Source organism: Streptococcus parasanguinis (assembly GCF_016648925.1).
In the GTDB taxonomy this organism is placed as follows: domain Bacteria; phylum Bacillota; class Bacilli; order Lactobacillales; family Streptococcaceae; genus Streptococcus.
Map to the genome: position 1 here is coordinate 97,420 of NZ_JACLQX010000001.1, position 17,730 is coordinate 115,149.

A 17,730-nucleotide genomic window follows, 5' to 3' on the forward strand; every position below is an offset into this window, starting at 1 on the left:
TTTGATGAGAGAGATAAGGGTTAATGTCCTTTACGCTTCTCCCTTCGTTTTTGCTGTTTGCGTTCAAATTTCTCTTGTTTGAGCAATTGCTTTTGGACACTAGATTGATGTTTTGAAATCTTTTTCCTTTCCTCATACTGCAACTGCAATAGTTCTTTCGACTTGGAAGAAATTTTCTTCTTTACTTGTTTCTTCACAGCTCGCTGTAATCGTTTAGGATTCTTGATTTTTACATGTTGCTTAACTGTAGCTTCTGGACTAAAAGATAAATGAGTAAACTGAGTCTGTAAGATCTCTAAAATTTCATCATCTTTTGGCTCCTGACCAAATGTCACACGACAAACTTGATAAGTTTCTCGATACACTTGTTCGAACAAACCATGCCAAAATCCATCTTCAAAATAAACTGTCAATCCAATTGAAATTGTTTCCACGACAGCACCTCCTTAAATCTATCCCTAAGAATGGACAACCAAGGAGGAAGGTTACTGATAGGCTTGCCTACGTCTGGACTACCAACCAGAACTGTGTTTTTATCTTAGTTGGGACTATTATAGCATATTTATAATCTTATGTTATTGCTTCTTCAAATGCCTATCAAAAAAATGAATCGTAGCCAACCAAGAATCCTCACTCTCTTTCATCAATAAACGCCAATCTTTTCGATAGCGATGATTGGGTTGATAAGCCACTGTCAACATGTGACCTATTTCATGGTATTTTTTAAATGTAATGTGGTGGCCTTTATAATGTGAGACAATATTGGCTATTGCTGACGAGGCATCCCATATTTCATCAACAGTACTTCCGAGCAATAAGATTGGCGAAGAGAGTCTACTAATGTCTATCCTAGCAGAGCGATCTTTAGGGATAGGTTTTCTAAAAAGTTTGCTAAACAGATAATCTCTCAGTCGAAACTTTTGATAGGTAAGTTCCTTTTGCAAATACGTCCAAGAAGAAGTATGGGAGTTCCATTTCCCTTTTATCCCTTCATACACCACATCAGAGGGTGAATTTAGTACCAAACATTGAACGTCATTAAAAATGTTCTCCTCAGCTAAAACTAACTCTGCTCCCTTAGAACGTCCATAGATTCCAATTCTTTCACTATCTACTTGATGATGCTGACGTAGATAATCCTTTGCTTCCACAAGGCACTCTAAAGGAATACGTTCCAAATGTTTTGGCAACCCCTCTAAACCAAAGTAGGCAACTGCTAGGCAAATATAACCTCTAGAAGATAGAAGCTGAGCTATATTCTGTGCCTTTTCAATCCTTCCTTCACTACCGCTCACAATAATCAATGCTGGTGCTTTTATTGCCTTTTGATCATAAAAGAGTCTCCCTTGAAAATGTTTCCCGTAAATATCTTGATGACTAATTTGCAAACTCATGTAATGTCTTGTGAAAGTTCTCTCTGCGACGACAGTATTACCTTGTATAATTTTGATTTCCACAAAAAAGTGATCTAATAAGGGAATTTTAGAAAGAGAGTTTGGAAGTTTCTTTTTCCTATTGGTCAAGGGCTTAGCATTAAAGAATAACCCCATTGTTGCAATATCTTCATAAGAGCCAGAACAAGATGGAGTTTGTGAAATATCAATAATACCATTCTTATCTGATACAAAAGTCGCTGTTGATTTCCATAAAACATTATGAGCTAAAAGCATAGGAGCATTGATACAATAATAATCAGTTAGGTACATCTCGACTCGATATGTTTCTCTTGGTTTTAAGCCATTGATGACAATATTAAAAGATTCGTCTGCTAACTCAGACTCTGAGATCAGTTCAATTTGTATATTCATATCTTCCTCTTTTTTGTTAATGTGATTAACAATGTAGTTTTAAAATTACCGTGATTTTTACCACGGTAATTCTCGCCATACCTGTTCAACATCATCCATCAGTTTCATAACCATTTGAAGGTCCTCATCACTATAGTTTCTTAAAACTGAAAAAATGGCTTTTTCAATATGTTCTTGCTGCTCTTTATGGATGTTAAAAACTTCAACCCCTTTTTTGGATAATATCAGATATTTATTTTTTTCATTATCCTGTACAAATTCAAAAGTAACGAGGTCTTTCTTGGTTAAACGTCTAACACTCTGAGTAATAGCGCTCCTTGATACTTCAAGTAACTCAGATAATTTCACTAGATTCACAGGCTGATTCCGACCTATTAGATCAATCAAATGGACTTCATTAATAGTGATTGATTTATCAATACTATTCCTATGCTGATCCTTTTTCAACCGTTCAAAGTCTAAAATAAAGCTGTTAAAACGATTATTAAACTTATGCAGTTCTTTCTTATTCATAGCTTCCTTCTTTTTGTTAATGATATTAACAAAATATCGTTTTCTTGTCAAGAAGAGTCAAAAATCCTCCAGAACTTAGCTCTGAAGGACTTTTAAATTTATTTCGTTACGATATTTACAAGCTTGGTTGGCTCAAACAGTTTGGGAAACTGTTTGAGGTTGGAAATCAGCAAATAAATTGGTTATTTTACAACAATATTAACCAATTTATTTGGTACCGCAATCACTTTCACAATTTCTTTGCCATCAATCTCTGCTTTGACTTTGTCGTCAGCCAGAGCGACTTCTTGCAATTCTTCGCGAGAAAGGTCTTTTGCGACCATGAGTTTAGCACGGACTTTACCTTTGATTTGAACAACGATTTCGATTTCGTCTTCAACCAATTTGCTTTCGTCCCATGTTGGCCAAGCTACGTAAGAGATTGACTCACCTGTTGCTGCCACTGTTTGCCAGAGTTCTTCTGCCAAGTGAGGGGCAAATGGAGCAATCAATTGGATAAAGCCTTTGGCGTAATCCGCATAGAGTTTATCTTCCTTGTTAGCCGCGTTGACAAAGACCATGAGCTGGGCAATGGCTGTGTTGAATTTCATGGACTCGATTTGCTCTGTGACAGCTTTAACGGTTTCGTTATAAACCTTGTCAAGAGCACCATTGTTTTCTGCAACGATTTCTTTACTTGTGATCAAACGGTAAACACGGTCAAGGAATTTACGGCTTCCTTCCAATCCTTCTTCAGACCAAGCGATAGAAGCATCGAGTGGCCCCATGAACATTTCATAGACACGAAGGGTATCAGCACCGTATTGTTCCACCACATCGTCTGGGTTGACCACGTTCTTGAGGGATTTAGACATCTTAGCTGGTGCTTGCTCCAATTCTTCTCCTGTTTCCACATGGAAGAAGGAACCATCACGTTTTTCAACCTTGTCAGTCGCTACAAGAGCCCCACGGTGGTCACGGTAGCTGGTTCCCAAGATCATTCCTTGGTTAAAGAGTTTTTGGAACGGTTCTTTGGTTGGAACAACACCGATATCATAGAGGAATTTATGCCAGAAACGAGCGTAAAGCAAGTGAAGCACGGCGTGTTCTGCACCACCCACGTAGATATCTACTGGTAGCCATTGTTTGAGGAGGTCCTCATCAGCCAATTTCTCTGTGTTGTGTGGATCGATATAGCGGAGGTAGTACCAACTTGAACCGGCCCATTGTGGCATCGTATTGGTTTCACGACGACCTTTGACGCCATCTTCACGAGTCACTTCCAGCCAGTCGGTCAAGTTAGCTAGTGGGCTTTCCCCAGTACCTGAAGGGCGGATGTCCTTAGTTACTGGCAAGACAAGTGGGAGGTCACTTTCTGGAACAGCTGTTGAAGTGCCGTCTTCCCAATGAATGATTGGGATTGGTTCACCCCAGTAACGTTGACGGCTAAAGAGCCAGTCACGGAGACGGTAGGTAACTTTCTCTTGACCATAGCCTTTTTCTTCCAACCAAGCCACGATTTTAGCAATCGCTTCTTCTTTATTGAGGCCGTTCAAGAAATCTGAGTTGACGTGAAGTCCATCTTCTGTGTAAGCAGCTTCAGCTACATTTCCACCTTCCAGCACTTCTACGATTGGAAGGCCAAACTGTTTGGCAAATTCCCAGTCACGTTGGTCATGGGCAGGCACAGCCATAACAGCACCTGTTCCGTAACTAGAAAGAACATAGTCGGCAATCCAGATTGAAATTTCTTTGCCGTTTACAGGGTTGATAGCATAAGCACCAGTCCAAACTCCTGTTTTTTCCTTAGCAAGGTCTGTACGAGCCAAGTCTGACTTGAGGCTGGCTTGGTGTTTGTAGTCCGCTACAGCCTCAGCTTGTTCAGGTGTCGTGATGGCATCTACTAGTTCATGCTCAGGCGCCAAAACAGTGAAGGTCGCTCCGAAAAGGGTATCCGGACGTGTCGTAAAGACGGTGAATTCCTTGTCAGTTCCTTTCACCTTGAAAGTGACATTGGCACCAGTTGATTTACCAATCCAGTTGCGTTGCATGTCCTTGATAGACTCTGGCCAATCTAGATCATCCAAATCGTTGAGCAAGCGCTCTGCATAGGCCGTGATTTTAAGCATCCATTGGCGCATTGGTTTGCGAACAACTGGATAGCCCCCACGCTCAGATGTTCCATCTGGAAGAACTTCTTCGTTGGCGATAGCTGTACCCAATTCTTCCACCCAGTTTACTGGCACTTCCGCTTCATAAGCTAAGCCTTTTTCGTAAAGCTTAGTGAAAATCCATTGCGTCCACTTGTAGTAGTTCGGATCTGTCGTATTGACTTCACGGTCCCAGTCGTAAGAGAAGCCAAGCGCATTGATTTGGCGTTTGAAGTTGGCAATGTTTTCTGCTGTGAATTCCGCTGGGTCATTCCCTGTATCCATAGCGTATTGCTCTGCAGGCAAACCAAAGGCATCCCATCCCATTGGGTGAAGGACATTGTAGCCTTGCGCACGTTTGAAACGGCTAAGGATATCTGTTGCTGTGTAGCCTTCTGGATGTCCTACGTGTAGACCCGCTCCGGATGGGTAAGGGAACATGTCCAATGCATAAAACTTCGGTTTTGAAGCATCTGTTCCTGTCTTAAAAGTGTGATGGTCAGCCCAGTATTTTTGCCACTTAGGCTCGATTTCTTTATGATCGTAAAAACTCATAGCGTCTCTCCAATTTTCGTGATGCTCCTATTATACCATTTTTAGGGGATTTTTAAAGGATCAGATAAAGAAAAAGACAGGTCCCATACGGGACCTGTCCATCCTGTTTTCGCTAAGAAAAGTCTATTTCACATGCTTTTCAAGTTCTTTTTGCGCTTTTTTATTGGATTCTTCTTTTTCTTTCTTCCATTGTTCACGCGCTTTGTCGTAGTCTTTCGCCGCTACGACCTTGTCTTGAACTTCTAAATACTTATAGTTAAAGGTTTGACCCTTGTGGCCGGTCCAAGCAAAGGCTGCAGAGTATGGTACAGTCTTACGAACGACTGGAGAAGCTCCATCCGAATGAATCGGAATCAAGAGGGCACTATCGGTCAACCAAGCTTGAGCCGCAGCATATTTTTCATAACGCTTGTTGACATCTGTGTTTTCTTTTTGAGCGTCTTCAATTAATTGATTGTACTCATCAAAGCCAGCTGCTTTTGCCGCCGCATTATCCGTACCAGCATCGAATCCAAAGTAAGAATTGGCATTTTCACCAGATTTACCACTGGTGATGTCGATGTAAGAAGATGGGTCCGTATAGTCTGGTCCCCAGCCCAAGTTATTGTTTAGATCCCAGTCTTGTTGGGAAGCATTTTCAGCAAAGTAAGTCACTCGTTGAAGATCATCCTCAGAAACCATATTCAGATCGATGACAATATTTTCTGCTCCCAATGTAGATTCAATCGACTGTTTGAAGGATTGGGCTTGTTTGATTCCTTCCGTATAAGTCGAAGAAGTTGGAAGGTCTAAATGAATTGGGAATTCAACTCCTTGAGCCTGCAAGTCTGCCTTAGCTTTGGCAAACTCTTCTTTGGCCTTGCTTGGATTGTAGAGGGTGTCTTTTCCATCTGCGACAGAGACCCCTTTCCATTCATCCCCATAAGCTTCTAAGTCTTTTTCTACTGCATCACCAAATTGTTTGCCATCGATTTGGACAAAGTTTGGTGGCGTAAAGGTATTACGGATCACCTTATTGGCACCCGCTTCCCCGTTAGTTTGCGCTACATAAGCCTTGCGGTTGAAGGCAAACATAATGGCTTGACGGAAGTCCTTGTTCAAGATTGCTTTCTTGGTAGAGGCCTTTTGAGCATCCGTGGTCTTCTTTGTGATTTCATAGGCCTGACGGTCAATGTTGAAGGAAAGGTTATAGGTTGAGGAACCTTGGTCAGTATAGACGATGTCGTCCTTATGCTTCTTCTCTACACTCTTATAGTTGGAACCATTTGGGAAAACACGGGCAACTGTATAGTCACCGTTATCAAATCCACGGATCAGAGACTCGGAGTCTTGACCATCATAATAGGTCAGTTTGACTTTACTGATCTTGACATTTTCCGCATCCCAGTAGGTTGGATTTTTTTCTAATATCGCAGAAGATTTCGAAGTAATGGATTTGATCAAATAAGGTCCGCAGTAAAGGATACTAGACGGAGAAGTTCCTTGACCATAGTCATCCCCTTTAGATTTCAGGAATTCTTCATTGACTGGCATCAGGATCCCCATCGTAGTCTTGGAATTCCAGAAGCTTTCTGGTTGGCTCAAGGTATATTGAACGGTATAATCATCAATCGCTTTCACACCAACGGTTGAGAAATCAGATGTTTTCCCTGAAACATAGTCATCCAAGCCTTTGACAGATTTTTGGACCAAGTAAATCGCTTGTGATTTCTTATCTGCCGCGTGCTTGAGACCTGTCACAAAGTCTTGGGCCTTAACCTCTCCTCCATATTCTTCCCCTTCAGAAGTCATCCATTTGACCCCTTTGCGGAGTTTATAAGTATAGGTCAAGCCGTCTTTGGAAACAGTCCAGTCTTTAGCAAGTGATGGGATTAAGTTCCCATACTTGTCTACTTCCAATAATCCATCTACCGCATTTCCTGTAAACTCGGAAGTCGATTTTTTATTGGAAATCGAATAGTCGAGCGTATCTGGATCCTGGGTATAGACATAGCTATACGTCTGTCCGCCGGAGCTTCCAGATTTTCCACCTGAGCAAGCTACTAGGACACCAGCCGATAAAAGCAGAGCGCTGGTAGCTAAGAGTACCTTTCCTTTGTTCATATAATTCACCTCATTGTAAAAATGTTATATTCAATTTAAATTATAGCACTTTCCAGGGAAATGTAAACGCTTTTACTGCGAAATTCTTCTCTTTTTTCTTTTTCTAGAATTTTTTCCGTTTTAATCCCTAACCTGTATGATATAATGGAATTTATGAATAACGGGAGACATTTACACAAACGACTTAAACGCAGCCTCTTGTCCCTCCTTGTAGGAGTCTTGACATTAGGCCCTATTTCCACTGCCTTTGCGGATGACATCTACCAGCAAGAAGATGTCATGAAAATCGCAGCTGATGCTGGACTGGTATTGGACGATTTTTACAAGCCTAAAGCTGACATCGTCATCGACGCCAATACTGGAGCCATTTTGTACGGAGACAATATCGACACGGTCCGGGACTCCGGAAGCATGGCCAAACTCATGAGTGCCTATGTGGTCTTTCGGGCCCTTAAGGAAGGCAAGATCAAGTACGATACCGTGGTCACAGCAACAGAGGCAGACCAAGCCATCTCGGAAAACAATCTGTTAAGTAACTCACCTATTGTAGCTGGTGTAGACTACAAAGTATCTGAATTGATCAAGATGCTCTTTGTTCCTTCTTCTAGCGCAGCCGTGATTATGCTCGCCAACGCCGTCACTGACAATGATCCCGATAAGTTTTTGGACTTAATGAATCAGTACGCACAAGAAATGGGGATGAGCCATACCAAATGGCACAATCCAAATGGAGCGATGATCTCGGTGCTTCAGGGCTACTACAACCCTCAGCGCTACGATGTCAATGCGAATAACGAAATCACAGCGCGGGACATGTCTATTCTGGCTTATCACATCGTAAACGACCTGCCAGAAATGTTGGAATACACCAAGCAAGCTCACACTACGATCATGGAAGGAACCCCCTACGAGCAAAGCTACGATAACTACAATACTTCGCTCGAAGGTGGAAAATTCGCCCTTAAAGGAACAGATGGACTCAAAACTGGATCTAGCCCGACTGCTGACTACAACTACACCGCGACTACCAAGCGGGGGAAACAGCGGATTATCGAAGTCATTTTGGGGGTTGGGAACTATGATGTCGAGATCGCCGAAAGTTACCGCAATCAAATCGGGAATACCTTGGCTGAGAAAATGTTCGCAGACTACCAGTATAAAAAAGTCCTCTCTGCAGGGGAACATACCATCGACGGGAAGACCATTCAGCTGAAGCAAGACTTCTATGCGACTGTTAAGAAGGGAACGAAGCCAGCGCTAAAACTAGAAAATAACCGCCTAGTCGTCCAAAACGGCTTGCAACAGGTATCTCCAAGCATTAAACCGGGAGTGGCCGTCAGTGAGTCTAAAGCAACGACCTCTAGCAGTAAAAGCAAGGGACTCGATGTTATGTGGCTCTTCTGCTTCTTGCCTGCCGGAATTTTATACCTGATCTTTAAACAAACCGATCCAAAAAGAAGAAAATAGGAAAAGAACTCCCATTACCATAAGGTATGGGAGTTCTTGGTTTGTCGACAAAGCCATCTTAGGCCAAACCTTGAACGTAGGCATCTACTGCTACGATGGCTTGGGCAATATCAGAAGCCTTCACTTCAAATGGCATTTGATGGATGGTTTCTCCTTCGATGGTGGCCTGTTGGCCAACCTTGAGAAGATCTTCATAACTTGCAGTTTCAAGATGCATTTCTTTCAGAGTGGTTGGCATACCGATTTGTTGATAGAAACGAATGTATTTGTTCAATTCTTCCTTCGGACGGTTTTCCAAGAACAATTGAACCAAGGTTCCATAGGCTACTTTTTCACCATGAGTCAAATGGTGGATGTCCCCAGTAAGGGCAGTAAAGCCATTATGGATGGCATGGGCAGCTGCTAATCCCCCACTTTCAAATCCAATCCCACTGAGAAGGGTATTAGCTTCAATAATGTTTTCAAGAGCAGGGGTTACGACTTTGGCTTCACAAGCAGCCATGGCTTGAAGACCGTCTGCAAATAAGGTTTCTTCACAACGTTGTGCAATGGCGACACCCGCTAAGGTTTGTCGTTGACCCAACATGGTTTTTCCATTGGCTTGCATTACCGCACGCGCTTCGACCCAAGTCGCTAATCCATCTGCGATACCAGAAGCGAGCAAACGTTTTGGTGCTTGAGAGATGACTTTGCTATCCACCAAGACCAATTCTGGGTTTTTAGAATAGAAAATATAGCGAGCAAAGGCACCTTCATCCGTGTAGATAACTGACAAAGCGGAAACGGGAGCATCTGTAGAGGCAATGGTAGGAGCAATCACAACTGGTGATTTTAAAAGATCGGCAATAGCTTTCGCACTATCGATGGTCTTTCCTCCACCAAGTCCAATGACCAAATCACAGCCATTTTCTTCTGCCAAACTAACCACACGATTGATTTCGTTATCAGAAGCTTCTCCATTGAAGAAGACTGGCAAAACCGTGAGCCCATTTTGACCAAGGTATTCTTCAAAACGCTTCCCTACGATATCATAGACCACTGAATCACATAGCAAAACAGGGTGATTCCCTAATTCTGAAATAGATTGCGCATTTTCAAATAAGGCATTCTCACCTTGAATGTAACGTGACGGACTTGCAAAATTTCTCATAGTCTGCTCCTTTAAAATTTATTTAGTTCACACCTATAGTAGCATTTATTTCTATGAAATTCAAAGAATTATACAAGGCTCCACTCAATTAAATTTATCTGTTCAGGCAGCCATTGAAAACGCTTCATTATTATTTGATTATTTGATTTCTCTTATGATTTCTAATCCACTCAAAAATCCCCAAAGCTAGTTTCAGTAGGTTGAAACTTGACTTTGGGGATTTTTATTTTTTTCACGAGCGATCAAGAAAATCAATCGCTTAACTGAAGTTGAGACTACTTACTTTGATCAACGAAACGAGTATCGCGAAATTGAACTCGCCCTAAAAGCGTCGAGAAAAAGAGAGATTGCCTGGTGGGCATGGCCCACATGGTCAAGAAAATCAATCAATTGCTTAACTGAAGTCGAGACTACTTCCTTTGGAAAAAAGATAAATCAATTGGCATTCAGGGAATGCGGCATTGATTTCCTATTTTTCTGCAGGAAGTTTCGGTAAACCGAATCGTCTCTCCTATCTTAGTTTACCAAATAATCACACGATCCTCTGGTGCGCGCCACATGCCGTCGCCTTCTTTGACATCAAAGGTTTCAAAGAATTCGTCAAAGTTTGGTAATTGGACATTGGTGCGAAGTTTTCCTGGTGCATGGACATCGACACTTGCGAGGAGTTGCATGTACTCTGTCCGAGCTTTCATGCGCCAGATGCGAGCAAAGTTGGTGAAGAATTCTTCTGCTGAGAAATCTTCCTCTTTCTTAGCGGCTTCAAGGGCTGCAGCGATACCACCGAGGTCTGCTACGTTTTCAGAAACGGTCAATTTCCCGTTGATCTTGGCACCGTAAGAGTCTTGTCCTTCAAACTGATCGATGACTTTTTGAGTCCGAGCGGTAAAGGCTTCGTAATCTTCTGGCTTCCACCAGTCTTTCAAGCTACCGTGCTCATCAAAGGAAGCACCATTGGTGTCAAAGGCGTGGGAGATTTCATGGGCAATGACTGCACCGATTCCGCCGTAGTTGGCTGATGATGATTGGTGAAGGTCATAGAAAGGGGCTTGTAAAATCGCTGCTGGGAAGACGATTTGGTTCTGTTGCGGATCATAGTAGGCATTGACCAGGTGGGCTGGCATGTGCCATTCGCTTCGATCAACCGGTTGGTTCCACTTGCTCCAAGTATGGGCAATGGAAATTTCGTAAAGGGCTTGAGCATTTTCAACCAAGGTCTTGCTTTCGTCGATGATCTTTTTGGCGTATGTTTCTGGTAATTTTTCAGGGTAGCCGATATGTGGTGTGATGACATTGAGTTTGACAATGGCTTTTTCACGAGTTTCAGGAGCGAGCCAGTCTGCTTTTTCTAAGCGCTCCTTGTAGACGTCAATCATGGTCGCTACTTTATGCTCTACATCTGCTTTTGCTTCTGGTGAAAATTTTTCTCCCGCATACCAGAGTCCAAGCGCTTGGCTATATGGTACTTCTGCTAATGACAAGGCCGCCTTTTCTTTTGGACGAGGTTCTGGAACACCTGCAATCGTACGACTATATTCACCAGCCAAGACACGGATTTCTTCGGTCAAGAATAAAGTCCAATCTACGGCTGCACCGAGTTTCAATCTTGCATGAATAGTTTCCCAGTTGGCTGCTGAATAGAATGTTGGTGCGAATTCCTTCCAGAAACGCTCTTCTGGAACGATGATTTTATCCGGAGTTTGTCCGATCACTTCTGTAAAGAAAGTATCGAGTGGCAATTCTGGAACCAAGGCCTTGAAATCTGCCCACTCATAAGGATGGTAGAGTTTGTTGTACTCGGATCTTTCTTCATTTGACAAGATATATTTGGCCAATTCTGCATCCGACGCAATGACCTTATCCAGGATATCTTTGATTTCTGCCTCTGAGAATTCAAATTTAGGTAAGAGTTTTTCCATCATTTGGCGCCAGATAGCCAGCAATTCTGGTCCTTTTTCGTTGCCTTCTTCATAGTAGGTCGTATCTGGCAAGATATGAGCCGGCGCTTCTCCCCACAAGACATTCATTTGAGCATTCATATAGTCTGGTGACACGCTAAATGGCATGAGATTTGGTTTGCCAGCTAGTTCATAGGTACCCAACTTGCTGGTATAGTCTTCAAAAGAAGACAGAGCCTTAATTTCATTGATCAAAGGCATAGCTGGAGCGACACCGGCTGCTTCTCGCGCATCAAAATCTGCCACCATTTTGTGGTATTTGACGAAGTTTTGCAGAATGCTGTCTTCAGGCAGCTCTTCTCCCCGTTGCCATTTTCCAGTGATATCCAACATCAAGTTTTCGATATCTTGGATCAAGTCCATAAAACCACCAGTTGACGGTTTGTCATCAGGAATCACAGCTGTCTCAGCCCATTCCCCATTGACGTAATCATAAAAATCATCTTGTAAACGTACCATGATCTTCTCGCTTTCATTCTTTTCTAATAACCTTATCAAAAATAGGAACTTTTTTCAATGATTTCAAGAGATTTAAGTTGAATTATTTTAAAAATTAACTTGACTTAACTTTTTATTCGTGTATAATTATTTCAAAAATTAACTTGACTTAATTTTTTTATTCATGTATATTAATGGTAAAGGAGCAAAATCATGATTCAAATTGAACATCTCAGTGTTGCTTACCAGCAAACACTGGCCTTGGAGGATCTTTCCCTCACCATCCAGGGTCCAACCATCCTAGGCATTCTTGGCCCCAATGGGGCTGGAAAATCAACCCTAATCAAGGCCATGCTAGGACTTCTCCCTCATGCGGGAAAGGTCCTGCTCGATCAAAAAGATCTCGGCCAAGCTCTTCAACGAGTGGCCTACGTCGAACAGAAATCCGCTATTGATTTCCACTTCCCCATCACGGTGCGGGAGTGCATCTCACTGGGTCTTTATCCCCACCTTTCTATCTTCAAGAGAAAAAGCAAAGAAGATCTCCAAAAAGTGGAAAATGCCTTGAAACTTGTCAATCTTCTTGATCTAGCGGATCGCCAGATCGGCCAGCTTTCAGGAGGGCAATTCCAACGGGTGCTGATCGCCCGCTGCTTGGTCCAAGAAGCGGATGTCATTTTTTTGGATGAGCCCTTCGCAGGGATTGACTCTGTCAGCGAAGACATCATCATGCAGACCCTCCAGACCTTGAAACAAGAAGGCAAGACCATTCTGATCGTCCATCACGACCTCAGCAAGGTCCCAGCTTATTTCGACCAGGTCCTCCTCCTTCATCGTAAACTGATTGCATTTGGGAAAACAGAGGAAACCTTTACCAAAGAAAATCTGCATGCAGCCTATGGGCATGAACTCTTTATAGGAGGTGGCGTCGGATGATTACAGAATTTATCGATGGATTACAGCAATTCCACTTCTTACAGAATGCCCTGATCACAGCCATCGCCATCGGGATTGTCGCTGGAGCCGTTGGATGCTTCATTATTTTAAGAGGCATGTCTCTCATGGGAGACGCTATCTCACACGCAGTTCTTCCTGGTGTGGCTCTCTCCTTTATCCTAGGCATCAATTTCTTTATTGGCGCTATTGTCTTTGGCCTCCTGGCGTCCGTCCTTATCACCTATATCAAGAGCAACTCCATCATCAAGAGCGACACTGCAATTGGGATTACCTTTTCTTCTTTCCTCGCCTTAGGAGTCATCCTGATTGGAGTCGCTAAAAGTTCCACCGACCTTTTCCACATCCTCTTTGGGAATATCTTGGCCGTCCAAGACCGGGATATGTGGATAACCATCGGTGTTGGTGCTGCGGTCTTGCTGGTGATTGTCCTACTCTTTCGACCCTTACTGCTCACATCTTTTGATCCTGTTCTGGCTCAATCCATGGGCGTCCGGGTCAAGGTCTATCACTACCTCCTTATGGTGCTCTTGACCTTGGTTTCTGTCACTGCTATGCAGAGTGTCGGAACCATTCTCATCGTCGCCATGCTCATTACACCCGCTGCGACGGCCTATCTCTATACCAATAGTCTCTGGTCCATGATGCTCCTTTCATCCGGATTAGGTGCTCTTGCATCCATCCTGGGACTCTTTATTGGCTATAGCTTAAACATCGCCGTCGGGTCTTGTATTGTCCTCACTTCTGCTGTCTTCTTTCTCATCAGCTTCTTTATCGCTCCTAAGCAGAGAAAGAATAAGCACGCTCTTTCATCTCATTAAAGGAGAAACACATGAAAAAAACCGCTTCTATCCTCGCCCTCTTTGTGGCACTCTTATTTGGTCTGTTGGCCTGTAGCAAAGGCTCTTCTTCTGGAGCTTCTGATAAATTGAAAGTGGTCACCACCAACTCCATCCTTGCAGATATCACCAAAAATATAGCTGGGGATAAGATCGAGCTGCACAGTATCGTTCCTGTCGGCAAAGATCCTCACGAGTACGAACCGCTTCCAGAAGATGTCAAAAAGACTTCGCAAGCAGACCTCATCTTCTACAACGGGATCAACCTCGAAACCGGTGGCAATGCTTGGTTTACTAAATTGGTCAAAAATGCCAATAAAGTTGAAAACAAAGACTATTTCGCAGCTAGCGACGGAGTCGACGTCATCTACTTGGAAGGCCAAAACCAAGCTGGAAAAGAAGACCCTCACGCTTGGCTCAATCTCGAAAACGGGATCCTCTACGCTAAAAACATTGCCAAACAATTGATCGCAAAAGATCCCAAAAACAAGGACTTCTACGAAAAAAATCTAGCTGCCTATACTGAAAAACTCAGCAAGCTCGACCAAGAAGCCAAACAAAAATTCAACAATATCCCAGAAGAGAAGAAGATGATTGTAACCAGCGAAGGCTGCTTCAAATACTTCTCCAAAGCCTACGGCGTCCCATCCGCCTATATCTGGGAAATCAATACGGAAGAAGAAGGCACACCTGACCAAATCAAAACGCTGGTAGAAAAGCTCCGGCAAACCAAGGTGCCTGCCCTCTTTGTTGAATCTAGCGTCGATGAACGTCCTATGAAAACTGTGTCTAAAGATACCAATATCCCGATCTATGCAAAGATCTTCACTGATTCCATTGCCAAAGAGGGAGAAAAAGGTGATAGCTACTACAGCATGATGAAATGGAACTTAGACAAGATCGCAGAAGGTTTGAACAAATAAGATTCCAAACTGATTAGATTCTCAAACAAATCAGTGGCTCTTCCCCCTTCATTGATGTACAATGAAAAGAAAAAAGGAGTCTTTGCTATGACAACATTTTTAGGAAACCCTGTTACCTTTACCGGATCTCAACTTCAAGTTGGCGATACTGCTCATGACTTTTCATTGATCACTCCAGCTCTTGAGAAGAAATCTTTAGCTGATTTTGCTGGCAAGAAAAAAGTCCTCAGCATTATCCCATCCATCGACACAGGTATCTGTTCGATGCAAACACGTCACTTCAATCAAACCTTATCGGATATGGAAGACACTGTCGTCTTGACGGTCTCTGTCGACCTTCCTTTTGCTCAAGGTAAATGGTGCGCTGCTGAAGGGCTCGACAATGCCATCATGCTCTCAGACTACTACGACCATTCCTTCGGGAAAGCATACGGCCTCTTGATCAATGAATGGCACCTACTCGCACGCGCTGTCTTGGTCTTAGATGCGGATAACAAGGTTACTTACGTTGAATACCTAGACAATATCAACAGCGAACCAAATTACGACGCTGCAATCGAAGCCGTCAATGCGCTTGGATAAATGAAAAAAGAGGTCTGCGACCTCTTTTCCATTGCTATAAAATCCGATGAAGTCCATTCTGTAGGAGGACGCGCCAGCGTAAGCGAGGGATGCCTCTGAGGAAACTCCGCACGCGCTGTGCCACTTGTTGCTTGTAGCTCTTGCCTCCTTGTGCAAAGACTCCTTTTCGACTCCAGTAGCCTTCGACACTGCGATCATTTTTAGGGGCTAGATAGCGAACATCTTGCTGATAGAGGACATGCTTGCGAAAGGCTGGATCCCAAGCTTTGACGGGGTCAATATCTAAGTCCTTATGGGTCCGTCCCCTAGCCAGCCCGTAGTTAAAACTAGCCCCATTGACAATGCCATTTTCAGAAACTTCTACTGGATCGACTTCATTGAGAAAACGCCCGGCTTGATCGAGAATATACTCCGTATGGAAATTTAACAAGACCTTGAAATTGACTTGTTGGGAGGTCCCTGATGGATAATGAAGGTGACCATCTGGCCCTAGGGAGACCTTATTGTGAAGGCGAGCAGCCGCATAAGCATCCACCGTGACCGCTCTAGCCTCCTGTAGGTAAGCTTGTAAGGCCTCCTCGTCAGTCTGTCCAGCTCTGGCCTCATGCGTCCGAATCCACTGGGCTTGGTAACTTGAAAGTAGGTAGCGTAACTGGTGAACCTGGCGTTTCAAGAGCTGATCTCCCGACTGATCTGCTAAGGGATCCTTTTCAAAGGCGATTTGCACGACGTGTGAAAAAGCCTTCCAAAAGTCGGAACCTGGCGGACAATCTGGAGCCATCCTACTCAGAAGAAAGGCTGTTTCTTCACAAGTTCCGGACAGGTCACTTGGCATAAGAAGAATTTTCATGACTCCCCTCAGCAAGTCTTGGGCAGCCGTTTCCGTTAGATCTTTGATCTCTTGAAACCACATATTTTGAAACAGAGGACTGGCAAAGAAAAAGACAGACTGGTATTGTTCTTGGTAGGCTTGTGGATCTTTCAATCCCTGCAAGTGCTTCTCTAGATAGGCTAAACTACTCTCTCTCCAGCCTAATCTCACTAATTCCCGTCTGTTCATAGTGCCGTCCTTTCTATGCTTCTATACTACCATCTTTTGGAGCTTGAGACAATTCTCATTACTCCACTAGCGTTTTTGAGGAGATTTTTGATATACTAGAAGTGAGCGAAGAAAAGAGGAAAGCATGACACCAAACAAAGAAGATTACCTCAAGTGCATTTATGAAATTGGCACAGAAGTAGAAAAAATTAGCAACAAGGAAATCGCGAGTCGCATGCAGGTCTCTCCACCCGCTGTGACCGAGATGATTAAGCGCATGATCTCAGAGGGTCTCTTGGTGAAGGATAAGACCCATGGGTATCTACTAACGGATCTAGGATCGCAGTTGGTCTCTGATCTCTACCGCAAGCACCGCTTGATCGAAGTATTTCTTCTGGAAAAACTTGACTATACAACTGAAGAAGTCCATGAAGAGGCAGAAGTTCTCGAGCATACCGTTTCTGAACATTTCATTGACCAGCTGGATCACATGCTTGGAACTCCTAAGACCTGCCCTCACGGTGGGACAATTCCAAAGAAAGGCGAAAGGCTTGTCGAAGCCTACCAAGACCGTCTCAGCGAAGCGACCCAACCTGGTCTGTATATTCTGCAAAGGGTCCATGACACCTATGAATTGTTAAAATTCTTAGACCAGATCCATCTCCAGATTGGGGATACTATCGCGTTTCAACGATATGATGACTACACAGGCCTCTATCACTTAGTCATCCAAGGACAAGAAATTTCTATCAACCAAGTGATCGCCCAACAACTCTATATCGAAAAACATGCAGTCTAAACCGACTGCATGTTTTCTTACTTATGGATTTTTTGTATCTAACAAAATCGTCACTGGACCATCATTGATCAATTCAATCGCCATATCGGCCCCAAAGATCCCTCGTTTGACAGGGACTTCTTTTTCTAATTGATCATTAAAGGCATCATATAACTGACTGGCCATATCTGGCTTGGCAGCCCCTGTAAAAGCAGGACGGTTGCCTTTTTTGGTATCCGCAAAGAGGGTAAATTGAGAGATCGACAAGATTTCCCCTTGGACATCTTTGACCGAAAGATTCATCTTATCTTCCTCATCTGAGAAAATCCGCATCTGCGATACCTTGCGGACCGCATAATCCAAATCCTTCTGGTCATCCTCAGGCCCCACTCCCACTAGGAGCAACAAGCCTTGCTGGATCGCATTGTAGACTTGACCATCAATGGAAACTGAGGCACTCTTAACCCGTTGAATCACTAATTTCATTTTACTAT

Annotated in this window: 15 protein-coding genes; 6 read left to right on the plus strand and 9 right to left on the minus strand. The window is 43.3% G+C overall.

Annotation, left to right across the window (positions count from 1 at the left end; all coding sequences use genetic code 11):
* Positions 1-20: 20 nt before the first annotated feature.
* The 5 genes from H7T97_RS00440 to H7T97_RS00460 form a co-directional block, all read right to left on the minus strand.
* Positions 21-434: a YjdF family protein gene (locus H7T97_RS00440; RefSeq protein ID WP_061591276.1), complete on the minus strand. Its 414-nt coding sequence runs from the start codon at positions 432-434 to the stop codon at positions 21-23.
* Positions 435-575: 141 nt separating this feature from the next.
* Positions 576-1,808, minus strand: coding sequence for an acyl-CoA thioesterase/BAAT N-terminal domain-containing protein (locus tag H7T97_RS00445; protein WP_061591275.1), 1,233 nt, complete (start codon positions 1,806-1,808; stop codon positions 576-578).
* Between the two features lie 57 nt (positions 1,809-1,865).
* On the minus strand, positions 1,866-2,321 hold the full coding sequence (locus H7T97_RS00450; protein ID WP_061591274.1) for a MarR family transcriptional regulator: 456 nt from the start codon (positions 2,319-2,321) through the stop codon (positions 1,866-1,868).
* A gap of 182 nt (positions 2,322-2,503) precedes the next feature.
* Positions 2,504-5,005: a leucine--tRNA ligase gene (leuS, locus tag H7T97_RS00455; protein WP_155200303.1), complete on the minus strand. Its 2,502-nt coding sequence runs from the start codon at positions 5,003-5,005 to the stop codon at positions 2,504-2,506.
* 123 nt (positions 5,006-5,128) lie between these two features.
* Positions 5,129-7,108, minus strand: coding sequence for a peptide ABC transporter substrate-binding protein (locus tag H7T97_RS00460; protein ID WP_061455725.1), 1,980 nt, complete (start codon positions 7,106-7,108; stop codon positions 5,129-5,131).
* Positions 7,109-7,252: 144 nt separating this feature from the next.
* On the opposite strand from H7T97_RS00460, the gene H7T97_RS00465 reads away from it, so the two are divergent.
* Complete coding sequence (locus H7T97_RS00465; protein WP_201088951.1) at positions 7,253-8,575, plus strand: DUF1958 domain-containing protein; 1,323 nt, start codon at positions 7,253-7,255, stop codon at positions 8,573-8,575.
* 58 nt (positions 8,576-8,633) lie between these two features.
* Here H7T97_RS00465 and H7T97_RS00470 read toward each other — a convergent pair whose 3' ends face one another.
* Together H7T97_RS00470 and H7T97_RS00475 are read right to left on the minus strand one after the other, a co-directional pair.
* Complete coding sequence (locus H7T97_RS00470) at positions 8,634-9,725, minus strand: glycerol dehydrogenase (protein WP_061591484.1); 1,092 nt, start codon at positions 9,723-9,725, stop codon at positions 8,634-8,636.
* Between the two features lie 521 nt (positions 9,726-10,246).
* Positions 10,247-12,142, minus strand: coding sequence for a M13 family metallopeptidase (locus H7T97_RS00475; protein WP_155200304.1), 1,896 nt, complete (start codon positions 12,140-12,142; stop codon positions 10,247-10,249).
* Between the two features lie 192 nt (positions 12,143-12,334).
* Here H7T97_RS00475 and H7T97_RS00480 point away from each other — a divergent pair, with 192 nt between their 5' ends.
* The 4 genes from H7T97_RS00480 (at position 12,335) to tpx (ending at position 15,419) form a co-directional block, all read left to right on the plus strand.
* Positions 12,335-13,057 carry a metal ABC transporter ATP-binding protein gene (locus tag H7T97_RS00480; RefSeq protein WP_049473923.1) on the plus strand — a complete coding sequence of 241 codons (723 nt, stop codon included), beginning with the start codon at positions 12,335-12,337 and terminating at the stop codon, positions 13,055-13,057.
* Positions 13,054-13,896, plus strand: coding sequence for a metal ABC transporter permease (locus tag H7T97_RS00485; RefSeq protein ID WP_003004302.1), 843 nt, complete (start codon positions 13,054-13,056; stop codon positions 13,894-13,896). The genes H7T97_RS00480 and H7T97_RS00485 overlap by 4 nt, the downstream gene beginning before the upstream one ends.
* An 11-nt stretch (positions 13,897-13,907) precedes the next feature.
* Positions 13,908-14,837: a metal ABC transporter substrate-binding lipoprotein/fibrin-binding adhesin FimA gene (gene fimA, locus H7T97_RS00490; protein ID WP_061455730.1), complete on the plus strand. Its 930-nt coding sequence runs from the start codon at positions 13,908-13,910 to the stop codon at positions 14,835-14,837.
* An 87-nt stretch (positions 14,838-14,924) separates the two neighbouring features.
* The gene (gene tpx, locus H7T97_RS00495) at positions 14,925-15,419 is read left to right on the plus strand and encodes a thiol peroxidase (protein WP_061455731.1); all 495 of its coding nucleotides are present in this window, start codon (positions 14,925-14,927) and stop codon (positions 15,417-15,419) included.
* 34 nt (positions 15,420-15,453) lie between these two features.
* Here the strand turns inward: tpx and H7T97_RS00500 are convergent, their stop codons facing one another.
* Positions 15,454-16,479 carry a DUF3114 domain-containing protein gene (locus tag H7T97_RS00500; RefSeq protein WP_061455732.1) on the minus strand — a complete coding sequence of 342 codons (1,026 nt, stop codon included), beginning with the start codon at positions 16,477-16,479 and terminating at the stop codon, positions 15,454-15,456.
* A gap of 124 nt (positions 16,480-16,603) precedes the next feature.
* On the opposite strand from H7T97_RS00500, the gene H7T97_RS00505 reads away from it, so the two are divergent.
* Positions 16,604-17,257, plus strand: a complete 654-nt coding sequence (locus H7T97_RS00505; RefSeq protein WP_155168078.1) for a metal-dependent transcriptional regulator — start codon at positions 16,604-16,606, stop codon at positions 17,255-17,257.
* A gap of 21 nt (positions 17,258-17,278) precedes the next feature.
* Here H7T97_RS00505 and dtd read toward each other — a convergent pair whose 3' ends face one another.
* Positions 17,279-17,722 carry a D-aminoacyl-tRNA deacylase gene (gene dtd, locus H7T97_RS00510; RefSeq protein ID WP_003004672.1) on the minus strand — a complete coding sequence of 148 codons (444 nt, stop codon included), beginning with the start codon at positions 17,720-17,722 and terminating at the stop codon, positions 17,279-17,281.
* Positions 17,723-17,730 lie beyond the last annotated feature (8 nt).